The sequence below is a fragment of the Bradyrhizobium sp. LTSP857 genome (assembly GCF_000938285.1).
Lineage (GTDB): Bacteria > Pseudomonadota > Alphaproteobacteria > Rhizobiales > Xanthobacteraceae > Bradyrhizobium.
Map to the genome: position 1 here is coordinate 43,659 of NZ_JYMS01000019.1, position 12,767 is coordinate 56,425.

Genomic DNA, 12,767 nt, shown 5'->3' on the forward strand with positions numbered 1-12,767 from the left:
CGCAGAATTTCAGCTCGTCCATAACTGCACGCGACATCATGGAGCGCTCCATGGCGACGCGTTGATGGTGTCTTGCAGCTCTTGGACGCGAGCGATGATATCGTCGAACGACAATGGCTTATCTTCAAACATCATCGGCGCCATGTCGCGATAGTCTGCGCGCAAATCCCTCAGGCGCGCCTCAGACGGCATCAGCCGCAACGTCCCCGGCCTCGCCGTGTCATAGTTCGCCCAGGCTGAGCGAAAAAATACGGCCTTGTGCTTAGCGACCTGCTCGAGAAGCTTGAAGTCGGCTGCTGCCGCCTTCCCGTATTCGGTGTCGATGAGCATGGCGATGTCGTAGTAGTGCCGTGAGAAATGTTGCGGCGTTGGCAAGTCGTTCGGTCGGTGGGCTTCTGCGTGTAGGGCCGTAGCCTTCTCCCAAAACGTGCGCCGCGCGGATAGTACAGTCACGGTGCAATCCGGGTCCTCGAAGAAGTCCGGGTATTCATCCGCTGCATAGGGACGGATGATCTTCTCCTCGCTCGGCCACGGGTCACCACGCGCACCGAACTCCAGCTTCACCCGCGGAGTGATGTAGGCCATGCCTTCGTACTCCTCCTCGGACAGCGCTGTCGGGTAGTGAAAGTTCACTGTCTGCGGATCATTCGCATCGATCTCCAGTGACCACTCGCCCTGCGTCGGCCCGCCAAGATGCTGAAGTATCGCCGACTGGAGGGCCGGCATCAGTTTCTCTGCGATGTGCTTTTCGACGTCGCTGACGAGCTCCTCGATGAGCCTGCTTGCCTGCTTCTTGCTGATCCCTTCCCTTTCCGGATTTCGCTCGCCGGTATAACCGAGACCAGCGCGGTCAAAGGACAGGTCGATGTCCTCGGAGAAGCGGCGGATCACGCCAAACGCCTTGGATAGGGACGTCCCGCCCTTGAAGATCAGGGTTGGCGTATCCTCCTTCTGCAGCTCGAAGAGACGTTTCAGGGTCCAGCAGACCCAAAAGTCTTTCTCGATGATGGTGTTGGCAACACCGCGTGCTGCACCTGTCTCGCCGAATAAGGCCGAGCGATCGGGCTCGTCGAGCAGGGCGACCTTATCCATCAACTGCACCGGAGATGGCGTTTGCGATGGATACCAGCGTCGGCCGCATCCACGCGGGCGCCTGGAAGACACTCGTGGCGAGCGTCTTCTTATCGCGGGCGGACAATTGGCGAGCGGCGACATGAACGACATCAGTGGCTCGTGCAGGACCTAGATGCCGCAATGCCTGAACAACGGTCCCAGCCGGGCTGCCCGGAGCGATCAGGTGCTTGGGCGAAGCATGGCGCAGGTCGACGACCCGCCTGCCCAGCACGACACGCCGGGATGGACCATCGGTCAGATAGATGCTCTGGGCCGGAACTTGGGTGGACAAGCCAAGGGCATTCACCGCACGGGCTCCGGCGATTTGCACCCGCGAACCGGTCTCGCGGGCGAGCGCCTGCGCAACGTCGTCGGGAGTGGGCGACAGCGCGCCGAGCTTCGGGTGTACCTTGGGGAAATCGTACAGGCCACGCGTCAAGCGGCGCAGCTGGCTGCCCTTAACCAGACGGGAGAGCGCCTGATCGACCGCGGCGCGTCCGGCTACGTCCAGGAAGTCGTTGGGGGTAAATACGCCTCCGCGGCCGCCCGCGCGGGCACGATTCATGATCCGGGCGGAGACCGATGCGAGCGGGCGTTTCATATGTCAGAAAATACTATATATTTTTCTGACATACAAGAGCCGATCACATTCTGCGGTGCCTGCTCACTTCGCGATGGCGCAATAAACCATTGCCGGTGAGCAGACCTTCAATAAATCTACCAAGGGACTCGTAGGGTCACTCAAGTTGGGAGTAGAAATTACAGCGATATTTCAATGATATAAGTTCGCAATACGACTTTGAATGGTGCGCCATTCCAGCCACCCGGCGGCCTCTTCCAGAAAATTGCGCGAGACAGCGATGGCCGGAGCGGGCGTAGCGACATCCGGGTTTTGTCACTGCGGTGACAGCGCACGCGATGCACGCTCGAACCAATAGGTCACCTTGATCGACCGCAAAATCGCCGAACTGAGTGCACCGTGGCCGTCCTCGACTTACACCGGAAACGTCAGCGACTTCGCCAGCCTCACCAGATCGACCTGGCGCCGACAGCCCGTCTTCTCGAACACATGAAACAGGTGGCTCTTCACGGTGCTGAGGGAAACGCCGAGCAACGACGAGATCGCGTCTCGCGTCTCGCCGTCGCAAATCAACTCGAAGATACGAATCTCGGCCGGCGTCAGATCATACAACTGGATGAGCGCATCGTGAGGCAAGCGCGGCGGCCCGGAGGCTGACGCCACGAACAATGCGGCGGCGGCTCTCTGGTTCAGACCGGATCGCATGTGGCTGCGTCGCAACGGCAGAACGTGGATGACGAGAGGGTCACCGCTGACGCTGGGGATCGGGATGCCGATGCCTTTTTGGCCGAGCGTTGCCTCGTCCTTCGCGGCCTGTGCGATGGCCGATTGCAATGTGCTGGTGGTCGCCGCGGATTGAACGGCGATCCGGCCCTGTCGATCCACAATGGGATCACCGGCTCCGAGCATGGCTGTGGCTGCGGCGTTGGCGTGAACGATCTTGGAATCCTCGTCCGTCAGAACGACTCCGACCGTCAGCGCCTCCACGGTCGCTGCGAATGTCGCGGCTTCCACCGTCTTCATGTCGAACAGATTGCTGATCGTCACGGCGCGGCGGATGTGAGGTGCCAGAATGCGCAATCCGTCGAGCTGCGCATCGCCGATCGGGCCGGCCGACTGATGCTGACTGAATATCGCGTTTCCAACCATCATCCTGTCGCGAACGAGGCCGACGGCGACGGCGTCGAACAAGCCCTTGGGCATCGCCCACTCGCGATAATAGCGATTGTTGGAAATGATGTCCTGCCGGACGGCCTGGGATTGAACGATCGGTTCTCCGAGCGGGTATTGCTGAATGCGCTCGACGCCGCCCCAGAGTTCGATGATGTCAGGCCCATACGCGATCCCGTTGTGAGCCATCTGGGCCAGGTCGCTCCTGGAGACCGCATTTACGCGGGCGCTCATGTTTGTGAGGCTGGTTACCGAGAGCGCGCCGGTGGCAAAGCCGAACTCGGCGCAAATCTCATCCAAAACCGCGGTCCAGCGTTCAGGCGTAATCACACAATCGTAAATGGCGCCAATGAGATCTGAGAACTTCTCGACCGAAGCCTGCTGCATTCCGAATTTGCTCGCTTGGTAGTCACTCGCTTCACTTGAACGTCGCCGTGGCAGCAGCACCATCCGATGGTGGGTGTCGCCGCCTGGCAGCCTTGGTCTTTAGCATCTCGATTCCGCAGCGCAAACGGGAACGCCGAACACGATGTCTTGGGCGGCTGCGATGATTTCGCGCATGGCGAGCCGTTCGCGCCTTTGCTGGAAATCCGACTTTCGGTCGACCCGGGGGCTGATTAAAACTGCGGCAGACGCGCCGCCATTGGCGCAGCGGCAGAGCTGCAATGAGTTGCATGATTCGACGATGCAGCTTCAATCGACGCGTGATAGAATTCGACTCCGGGATGGAATTGACCGTCCCCGCATCTGGAAGGACATGGCCATGACGTTGTCTTTTCGCTTCGTTGCGCGTCCCGCTGTCGCACTCCCGTCGATTGCACTGATGTTGTGCTGCCTGAACGGCACGGCAATGTCTCAACCGACACCCTTGGCCGGTGCCGATACCCTTCCCGGCGTTACGGTCGATGCGCCGAAGCAAGTGGTGAGGCCTCCCAGGCCGGCGCATCATTTGGCAGCCCGCAGCACAGGCTCCCGCACGTCGCCATCTATTTCGACGGCGACCGCGCCGATGTCGGATACCGTGAAGCTCGCCAAGCTCGAACGCGAAACCGGCAGCTGCGTCGGCGGTTGCCAATCGAGTTTCAAGACGGCCAATCAGCCCTGGGTCGGCTGCAACGCGACGGGCGGCGTGTACTCGGCCACGTGCCGCAACGTCGGCAATTACAAAAGCTACGACGAGTGCAAGGAGGCCGGGCGGGTCACCGGCTGGCGATCCGGCGAAACCATGGCGTATTGCAGCAGCGTGGCGTTGGCCGCGGGATGGCGTTGACTTAGGGCCGCCTTGTTGGTGTGGCGCGCGTAGCCAGCGAAGCCCGGATCAGCGAAGGCGACATCCGGGTGTTGCGGTCAGCGCCCATCCCGCATGTCGCTTCGCTCATGCGGGGGAATGGTCTTCGTGATATGGCTGGCCTCAGTAACCCCACGAGGCCGCCATGCTTCCCATTCCCGCCGACATCTTCACCGAGCCCGAGGACGTCTCGCCGGACGGCCTTGCCAATCTCGGCCCGCTCCGCCGTCTTGCCGGCGTCTGGCAGGCGGACAAGGGCATCGACATCAATCCGAAGGCCGAGGGGCCGGAGCGGCGGGTGTTCATCGAGCATATCCGGATGGACCCGATCGATCCGCAGGCCAACGGGCCGCAGCTACTTTATGGGCTGCGTTATCACATTCACATCAACACGCCCGAGGAGGACATCACTTTCCACGACCAGGTCGGCTACTGGCTTTGGGAGCCCGCGACCGGGCTGATCATGCAGACGCTGGCGATCCCGCGCGGGCAGGTGCTGCTGGCGTCGGGCAAGGCCAAGCCGGATGACAAGAAAATTTCTGTCACAGCGAAGCGTGGCGACACGACTTACGGCATCTGCTCGACCGATTTTCTGGAACAAGCCTTCCGCACCGACACTTATCGCTGCGACATCACCTTCAATGATGATGGCAGCTGGAGCTATCTGATCCAGACCGAGCTTTTCGTGAGAGGCGCCCCGTTCAATCATCACGACAGCAACACGCTCAAGCTCGTCGCGCCGCCAAAGCTCAATCCGCTCGCGGTGATCGTGAACGATCGCGCCAAGGACGATCGTAACAAGGGTAACGGGCCGGCGGCCTGAGACCTGCCCCGGAGAATTTGCCCCGGAGAATTTGCATGAAGCCCTACGTCATCTGTCTGATGCACTCCAGCCTGGACGGCCGCACGCATCCCAGCCGCTGGCGTCCGAAGGGCGCGGGCGCCGATTGGTTCGAGAAGATCCACGACGAGCTCGGCGGCGATGCCTGGGTGATCGGCCGCGTCACCGGCTCGGAGTTCGCCAAGGGCAAGGCCTATCCCGCAACGTCGAGCGAAAAACTTCCACGCGAAAACTGGTTCGCGCGGCGCGATGCCAAGACCTACGGCGTCGTGCTCGACGCGCACGGCAAGATCGGCTGGGGTCGATCCGACATCGGCGGCGATCCGATCGTCGTGGTGCTGACCGAGAGCGTGCCGGATTCGCATCTTGCCGGCCTGCGCGGCGAGGGCGTGTCCTATATCTTCGCCGGCCAATCGGAAATCAACCTGGCGCTTGCGCTCGACATCCTCAATCGCGAGCTCGGCGTGAAGCGCCTGCTGGTGGAGGGCGGCGGCGTCGCCAATGGCGCGTTCCTGCGCGCCGGCCTCATCGACGAATTCAATCTGATCCTCAGTCCCGCGGTGGATGGCGCCCGAGGCGCTCCCTTCGTGTTCGACTCGACGGACGCCGACAGCGACCAGCGCGCGCCGCTGACCGCGATGACGCTGGAGAGCACGCGGCAGCTCGGCGGCGGTGTCTTGCTGCTGCGCTATCTGATCCAGAACGACGCTGTGGGCACGTAAGCAGCGGCATGTCGGGCAAGTCAGAGCACATCGTCATTGTCGGCGCCGGCGCCGCCGGCCTGATGGCAGCCCGCGAGCTTGCGCGCGCCGGGAAACGAGTCTCGATCCTCGAGGCGCGCGACCGATGCGGCGGGCGCATCCAGCCGTTGCCGGCCCCGCAGTTCGGCTATCCCGCCGATGGCGGCGCCGAGTTCGTTCATGGCGAAGCGCCGGTCACGCGCGGCCTGCTGCGCGAGGCGGGGCTGTCGATGCAGGCCATCGCAGGCTCGCAATGGAGCTTTGACGGCACAGAGCTCTCGCGCGAAAGCCGTCATGAACCGCATGAAGCAGAACTTAGTGCCGCCCTGAGGGATTTGAAGGACGACCTCACCGTCGCCGAGTTCCTGCGCCGCCATTTCGCGGGCGACGCGTACGCGCGGATGCGGCATTCCATCGAGCGAATGGTCGAGGGCTACGACGCCGCCGAACCCGAGCGCGCTTCGACGCTGGCCTTGCGCGAGGAATGGATGGATGGCGGGCTCCACACGCAGGGGCGCATCATCGGCGGCTATGGCGGGCTGATCGAATTTCTGGTCGCGGAGTGCCGCGAGCATGGCGTTGTGATTCGCCTCGGTTGTGTGGTGTCGGCGATCGAGGAGAGCAGCGGCACTGTTACCGTCCGCTGCGATGGTGGCGAGGCGCTCTCGTGCGACAGCGTGATCCTCACCGTGCCGCTGCCGCTATTGCCTGAGATCGGGCTGCCGAAGCTTGCGCGGGAGAAGGCGGCGCTCGCTTCCGATATCGGCTTCGGCAATGTCATCAAGATCCTGCTGCGTTTTACGAAGCCATGGTGGCTTGACCGGACGGAGGATCTCACCTTCCTGCTGTCGGATGAGATAATCCCGGTGTGGTGGACGCAGCGTCCGTCCGATGATCCCGTGCTGACCGGCTGGTTTGGCGGCCCGCGGACGGCGGAGCTGGACGGCCTCGATCCGCACGCTCTGATCGACGCCGGGATTGACTCGCTTGCAGCCGTGTTCGGCTTGCCGCGCAACGATCTCGCACGCGATGTCGTGGCGGCCGTGGCGACCAACTGGGCGCACGATCCCTTTGCGCGCGGCGCCTATTCCTGGGCGACGCCGCAGACACGCGAGGCGCAGACGATTTTGGCGCGCGCCGATGGCCCGGTGCTGTTCTCCGGCGAAGCGCTCTATCGCGGCCGCGACATGGGCACGGTCGAGGCCGCGCTCGCGAGCGGCCTGGAGACGGCTGGATTGATCTTGCGCGCATGAAAAAGGCCCGCGTGCTCGCGGGCCTTCCGTTCATCAACGACAACCCGACTACCAGCGATGGCCGCCGTAGCCGTAGGGTCGGCCGCCATGATAGCCGTGATGCGGCCGCGGATAATAGCCGTAGCTCCGGTAGTACGGACGATAGTGGCCGTGATGAGGGCGCCAATGATGATGCTGGCGGTGGCCCTGATGATGCCGGTGTTGCGCGCTGATGTCGGTCGATTGGGTCTGCGCGTTCGGCTTGGCCTTTCCGCTGCCGGCCGCGTGTGCCGCGGATCCGCCGGCCAGCGCCGCAGCGCCGATCGCCATCGCGACAAAGAGATACTTCATGTCATCACTCCAGTTGATAAGTCGAGTGACAACAGATGTGCGTTCGCCGCGTTCCGACTATGGCGGGCGTCGAAACGACGCAGACGCAAATGGCTCAAGCGCGTTGAGGTTTATTGTCGCAGTGCTGCGAGCGAGGCGATCACGTCATGCGTGGTCACAATGCGGGCGAATTCGCCGTTGAGATTCGACAGCGTCATGGCGTGGATCGCCTCGGCCGAATGCGTATCGCCATCGGGCCCGACGCGGTCGAACGTCCATGTCGCGTCGCGCACGAGGCGGGCGTCGAAGCCGAGATTGCCGGCCATCCGCGTCGTCGTCTCGACGCAATGATTGGTGGTGGCCCCGCAGATGACAAGCGTTGAGATGTCGCCTGCGCGCAAGCGCCTTTCGAGGTCGGTGCCGATGAAGGCGCTGTTGACGCGCTTCACGATCACGGGCTCGCCGTCCTGTTCGCGCGCTTCGTCCTTGACGGCGTAGCCGGAGTTTTCGGGGCGGAACGTCGAGTTCGGCTTGGTGCCCTCATGGCGGATGTGGAAGATCGGTGCACCGCTCGCCCTGAATACCTTCAACAGATCGGCGATGCGCGCCACCGCGTCCGGATTGTTGCGCCGCTTGCCTGCCGCCTCCCATTCGTCGAACGCGCGCTGGACGTCGACGACGATGAGAGCGGGGAGAGGGTGGGACATGGAGAACGGATTCCGGCTTATGGCGAGCCGAGTATGCGAGGCGCCGGCCAGTCGGGCAACGCCGAATTTCCCTCGTTTCGGGACGGGTCCCGTAGCCCGGATGGAGCGAAGCGTAATCCGGGACCGCTGCATCCGACTCGCGGCTGTCCCGGATTGCGCTTCGCTCCATCCAGGCTACAAATCTGCGATCAATCGCCTACTTGAACGGATCCTGGATCGACGGCGCTGACTGCCTGATCCGGCGCACGCTCACCGGCGCACCGTCGGAGACGAACAGCAGCTCGTATTTGCGGCCTTCGCTGTCGGTCGCGGAGCAGGTGACGTCGTTCACCTTCTTGGCGGCGAAATTGCCGGTCTGGCGGCAAGTGCCGGTGGAGGTCTGCTCCGCCGGCACCGGCAGGCCGTCGACCTTCGGCCGGTCCTTGGAGTTGAGCAGCATGCGGTCGATCGGCAGCTCGTAGGAATTGTCGTCGGCCCGCTTGCCGTTCTCGCCGGAGAACGACACCACGTGGTTCTCGTCGCTGGGGTCGTCGACGGCGACGGCGAAATTGACCCGGCCCTTGTCGTCATGGGCGTAGGCCACGGTCTTGCAGGCAAATGGGCGCCCGGCGACCTTCAGAGTCTTGCAATGGCCCGACATCAGCGCCAGCAGGTCGACGAAGGAATTCTGCGTCGGCGGGTTGTTGACCGGAAGCGCGGTGGAAGACTCGGCAAAACAAGGGCTTACGAAGGCGACGAGGGTTGCGGCGAGGACCGGTCGGCAGAGGCGCATCGCGAGGCTCGTATGCCAGGGGACCACGGAAGCGGGAAAGTTCCGTCCAATAACCATCGAACCGCAAATTGGTTGCGATCCCGTTTGTGCTGCCAAACCCGTCTGGAATACCACTGCGCCACCCATCGGCGATTTGCTCAAATCGCCCATCCCGTCCCGGCAGGCACTTGCCGCCAGGCCGGTGTTTTTTTCGTGGCAGAGCTAGCCCATCGCCGCCTGCCAGCGGGTATCGCGCATGGACGGGCGGCGGTGCAGGCGGGCGTCGAGCAGGGCGCGGGCGCGCGGCAGCTCGCCGCCGCGCATCAGCGCGACAAGGAAGGTGTCCTCGATCAACTCGCGCTGGGCATGGCTGCCGCCGATGCGCACGACGTCAGTGAGGACCGGCGCCAACTCCCGCACGCAAGCGGCATAATCCTCGTCCGCAAAGGCCGCCAGCGCGTGGCAGATCGCCGGCACCACGGGGCCGGCCGACAGCTTGCCCTCAGTGAGCCGCTGCTCGATCACCGCCAGGCGCGCGGCGAGCGCCTCGCGATTTTGCGTCGCAGCGGCAAACAGCGCCATGTGGACGTCCGCAAAAGGCAGGCTCGATTTCGGGAACAGCTTTTGCGCGGTGGCATCGGCCTCAAGCCAGAGCGGCTTCGGTACGGCATGGCCGTAAGCCGACAGCCGCCACAGCAGCGAGGCGCCGTCGGTGATGACGTTGAGCGGCGGCGCCTGCGTGGCGGAAGGCTGGAGCACGTCGGCGTAGATCGCGAGCGCCCGCGCCGCATCGCCATGTTCGAGCGCGCCGAGCGCCTGGTGCCAGAGGATATGGCCGTGCAGAATCCCGGCGCGGCCGTAGGAGGGGATCCAGTCGTCGATGAGACGGTCGGCCTCGTCGATCGAGCCGTCCTCGAACATCGCATGCAGTACCGCGTGCGCGGCATGGGCGTTCTGCCGCCGCAGGCCGAAGCCGCGCTCGGTGACGGCGCGGCCGCGCGCGACGTCACCGTTCTCGGTCATCGCCCAGCCGTACAGCGTGAGGAACCACCAGTCCTCGCCGTAATGCTTTGCGACACGCTCGCACAGATCCTGCCGCGCCTGGTCGTGATCGGCCATGCCGGAGAAGGCGTACAGGCCGAACGCGCCGAGCGGCAGCGAGAGTACGATCGTATCGCGCGGCCAGGTATCGATGTGTTTCAGTGTCGCTGACAGTGCCTCGGGCAGCCGTCCCTCGATCGCGAGCGCCAGCGTCTCGACATGCGAGCGCTCGCGTTCATCGCCGCGCTTCGCCACAAGTTCGCGCGCCACCGCCGCCTTGGCGCGCGCGAGATCGCCCTGCTGATAGAACGAATGCAGCCGCGCCCGTGCGATATGGGCCAGCGCGAAATCCGGATCGGCCGCGGTGGCACGCTCCAGCGCCTCCGCAGCGCCAGTCCAGCCCGCGAGGATGAGGTCGACGCCCTCGCGATAGGCAGATGCCGCCTCGGGCGAGTTGGTAGAGAGCGGCAGTCCGCAGCGGTCTTCAATCGCCATCGTCGGCTCCCGCTCTCACGCCGTCCGCGCGCGGCGTCCTTCGATCGGATAGGCCGGGTCGTTGTAGCCCGGCGTCGACGGATGGCCCGGCGTCACCAGGCGGTCGATCAGCGCCTCGTCCTCGGCAGTGAAGCGATAGTCGAGCGCGTGGATGTAGTCGTCCCATTGTTCTTCCGTGCGGGGACCGGCGATCACCGAAGAGACAAAGGCTGAGTTCAGCACCCAGGCGACCGCGAGCTGGCCGGCGGTGATGCCTTTCGTCTCGGCGTGGCTCTTGATCTCCTGCGCGAGCTTCAGCGATTCCGGCCGCCATTCGGTCTGCATCATGCGGGTGTCGTTGCGGCCCGCGCGCGTCTCCTTGTCCGGAGCAGCGTCGGGCTTGTATTTGCCGGTGAGCACGCCGCGCGCCAGCGGGCTATAGCCGACGATGCCGAGGCCGTAATAGCCGCAGGCCGGAAAGTGCTCGACCTCGGGCATACGGTTCATCGCGTTGTAATAAGGCTGGCTCGCCACGGGGCGGTCGATGCCGAGCCGATCGCAGATGTTGCAGATCTCGGCGACGCGCCAGGCGCGATAGTTGGAAACGCCGAAATAGCGGATCTTGCCGGCGCGGATCAAATCGCCCATCGCGCGCACCGTCTCCTCCAGCGGCGTGGCATGGTCTTCCTTGTGCAGATAGTAGATGTCGATGTGGTCGGTGCCGAGCCGCTTCAGGCTCTCGTCAGCCGCCTGCAACACCCAGCGCCGCGACAGCCCGACACGATTAGGATCGTCGCCCATACCAGTGCCCATGGGGTTGGCGAGTTTCGTCGCGAGCACCCAGGCGTGACGGTCGTTGCCGATGGCGCGGCCGACGACCTCCTCGGAGCCGCCCTTCGAATAGGCGTCCGCCGTGTCGATGAAATTGATACCGGCCTCATGTGCCTTCGCGATGATGCGCTGTGAGGCGGCCTCATCCGTCGGCCCGCCGAACATCATGGTGCCGAGACAGATCGGCGAGACCTTGAGGCCAGAGCGGCCGAGTTGGCGGTATTGCATGGGCGGGTCCTTTGCTTCTTGTGGCAGCAGCATAGCGACCCAGTTCCGTCATTGCGAGCGCAGCGAAGCAATCCAGAAATGCGTCCGCGGAAACAGTCTGGATTGCTTCGCTGCGCTCGCAATGACGAGGTTGGGGGGACGCGCATACCCCACACTCGGTGTCATCGCCCGCGAAGGCGGGCGATCCAGTACGCCGAGACGCTAGTGATTGAGCGGAGAAGCTACGGCGTACTGGATTCCCCGCCTTCGCGGGGAATGACAGCGGTGGGTGTCGTTGGCGGCGGTGGTAGCCTGACTACGTCTCGCTACCCCGGCCCCTTCAAGATCTTGAACACGCCATTCGCCATCACCAAGCAACGGCCGTCCACTGTCACCTCGGTGCTCATGAAAATCAGGCTGCGCGTCGCGCGCACCACGCGGGGGCGGGAGATCAGGAGGTCGCCGATCTGGCCGGCCTCGACGAAATGGGTGTCGAGCTGCACGGTGGCCATGAATTCCTTGCCCGAGACATAGCGGGCGGTCATGCCGCAGGTGCGGTCGGCAAATGTCATCATCACGCCGCCCTGGACCATGCCGCGGCGGTTGTGGTGCTTGTCCTCGGTGGCAAGCGCGAATTCGTAGTGGCCGTCGACCTTGCGCTCCCAGAGCGGGCCTATCAGGTGCATGAAGCCGGTGGTCTCGAGGATGGTCCAGCCGTCTGATTTAAGCTTTGCGGCGGTCTTGTCGATCATCTCCCGGTCCGTCCTTGCTGGCGCATCTCTCCTCGTTTCATCAAGCGCGGTCTTGGTGTAGTCAAGCATCATGAGACCTTTCGACGATGCCACCAGACGGAATATCGCAGAGGCCTGCGCGGCATTCGCGCGGCTGCCTGATGCGGCCGAGCCGTCAGCATTGAAGCGTGCGGCCGTGGCGATCGCGCTGACCGCGACGGGGGATGGCGATGACACCGCGCTCCTGCTCACGCTGCGTGCATCACACCTGCGCGCCCATCGCGGTCAATGGGCTTTGCCGGGCGGACGCTGCGACGCAGGCGAGACGCCGGTCGAAGCGGCACTGCGCGAACTTGACGAGGAGCTTGGCCTCAAGCTCGGCAGTGGCGAGGTGCTCGGCCAACTCGACGATTATCCGACGCGCTCGGGTTATCTGATCACGCCGGTGGTGGTCTGGGCCGCCGACAGTGCCGCGATCGTTCCGAACCCTGATGAGGTCGCATCGGTCCATCGCATCTCGCTTGCGACCACCGAGCGCGAAGCGGCTTTCGATTTCGTCGCGATCCCCGAAAGCGCGCGACGCGTGATCCGCTTCCATCATCAGGCCAGCCTGATCCACGCGCCGACTGCGGCCTTGATTTATCAGTTCCGCGAGGTGCTGGCGGGACGGCAGACCCGAGTGCGGGAACTGGAACAGCCGGTGTTCGCCTGGAAGTGACGATGGTAAACGG

14 protein-coding genes are annotated in these 12,767 nt (G+C 63.9%); 5 read left to right on the forward strand and 9 right to left on the reverse strand.

Annotated elements, in window-relative coordinates:
- Positions 1–36: 36 nt before the first annotated feature.
- From UP06_RS09965 to UP06_RS09975, 3 genes are all read right to left on the reverse strand, one after another.
- Positions 37–1,092 carry a nucleotidyl transferase AbiEii/AbiGii toxin family protein gene (locus tag UP06_RS09965; protein WP_045002378.1) on the reverse strand — a complete coding sequence of 352 codons (1,056 nt, stop codon included), beginning with the start codon at positions 1,090–1,092 and terminating at the stop codon, positions 37–39.
- Positions 1,085–1,678: a DUF6088 family protein gene (locus tag UP06_RS09970; RefSeq protein WP_045002601.1), complete on the reverse strand. Its 594-nt coding sequence runs from the start codon at positions 1,676–1,678 to the stop codon at positions 1,085–1,087. Before UP06_RS09970 ends, UP06_RS09965 begins: the two co-directional genes overlap by 8 nt.
- A 429-nt stretch (positions 1,679–2,107) precedes the next feature.
- Positions 2,108–3,313 carry a LuxR C-terminal-related transcriptional regulator gene (locus tag UP06_RS09975; RefSeq protein ID WP_245305446.1) on the reverse strand — a complete coding sequence of 402 codons (1,206 nt, stop codon included), beginning with the start codon at positions 3,311–3,313 and terminating at the stop codon, positions 2,108–2,110.
- 109 nt (positions 3,314–3,422) lie between these two features.
- Here UP06_RS09975 and UP06_RS09980 point away from each other — a divergent pair, with 109 nt between their 5' ends.
- From UP06_RS09980 to UP06_RS09995, 4 genes are all read left to right on the forward strand, one after another.
- Positions 3,423–4,133 (forward strand): hypothetical protein, encoded by a 711-nt coding sequence (locus tag UP06_RS09980; protein WP_245305447.1) that lies wholly within the window; start codon positions 3,423–3,425, stop codon positions 4,131–4,133.
- A 163-nt stretch (positions 4,134–4,296) separates the two neighbouring features.
- Entirely contained in the window at positions 4,297–4,974 is a 678-nt protein-coding gene (locus tag UP06_RS09985; RefSeq protein WP_045002380.1) for an FABP family protein, read from the forward strand.
- Between the two features lie 35 nt (positions 4,975–5,009).
- Complete coding sequence (locus UP06_RS09990) at positions 5,010–5,714, forward strand: RibD family protein (protein ID WP_045002381.1); 705 nt, start codon at positions 5,010–5,012, stop codon at positions 5,712–5,714.
- An 8-nt stretch (positions 5,715–5,722) separates the two neighbouring features.
- Entirely contained in the window at positions 5,723–6,985 is a 1,263-nt protein-coding gene (locus tag UP06_RS09995; RefSeq protein WP_045002382.1) for a flavin monoamine oxidase family protein, read from the forward strand.
- A 48-nt stretch (positions 6,986–7,033) separates the two neighbouring features.
- Here UP06_RS09995 and UP06_RS10000 read toward each other — a convergent pair whose 3' ends face one another.
- The 6 genes from UP06_RS10000 to UP06_RS10025 all read right to left on the reverse strand — a co-directional run bounded on the left by UP06_RS10000 (position 7,034) and on the right by UP06_RS10025 (position 12,057).
- Positions 7,034–7,315: a hypothetical protein gene (locus UP06_RS10000; RefSeq protein ID WP_045002383.1), complete on the reverse strand. Its 282-nt coding sequence runs from the start codon at positions 7,313–7,315 to the stop codon at positions 7,034–7,036.
- A 110-nt stretch (positions 7,316–7,425) separates the two neighbouring features.
- Positions 7,426–8,001, reverse strand: a complete 576-nt coding sequence (locus UP06_RS10005) for a cysteine hydrolase family protein (RefSeq protein WP_045002384.1) — start codon at positions 7,999–8,001, stop codon at positions 7,426–7,428.
- Between the two features lie 196 nt (positions 8,002–8,197).
- Positions 8,198–8,773 carry a hypothetical protein gene (locus tag UP06_RS10010; protein WP_045002385.1) on the reverse strand — a complete coding sequence of 192 codons (576 nt, stop codon included), beginning with the start codon at positions 8,771–8,773 and terminating at the stop codon, positions 8,198–8,200.
- Between the two features lie 201 nt (positions 8,774–8,974).
- Positions 8,975–10,288, reverse strand: a complete 1,314-nt coding sequence (locus UP06_RS10015; RefSeq protein ID WP_045002386.1) for a tetratricopeptide repeat protein — start codon at positions 10,286–10,288, stop codon at positions 8,975–8,977.
- Positions 10,289–10,303: 15 nt separating this feature from the next.
- On the reverse strand, positions 10,304–11,326 hold the full coding sequence (locus UP06_RS10020; protein WP_045002603.1) for an aldo/keto reductase: 1,023 nt from the start codon (positions 11,324–11,326) through the stop codon (positions 10,304–10,306).
- Positions 11,327–11,631: 305 nt separating this feature from the next.
- Entirely contained in the window at positions 11,632–12,057 is a 426-nt protein-coding gene (locus UP06_RS10025; protein WP_045002604.1) for a PaaI family thioesterase, read from the reverse strand.
- Between the two features lie 67 nt (positions 12,058–12,124).
- On the opposite strand from UP06_RS10025, the gene UP06_RS10030 reads away from it, so the two are divergent.
- Complete coding sequence (locus UP06_RS10030) at positions 12,125–12,754, forward strand: NUDIX hydrolase (RefSeq protein ID WP_156162882.1); 630 nt, start codon at positions 12,125–12,127, stop codon at positions 12,752–12,754.
- Positions 12,755–12,767 lie beyond the last annotated feature (13 nt).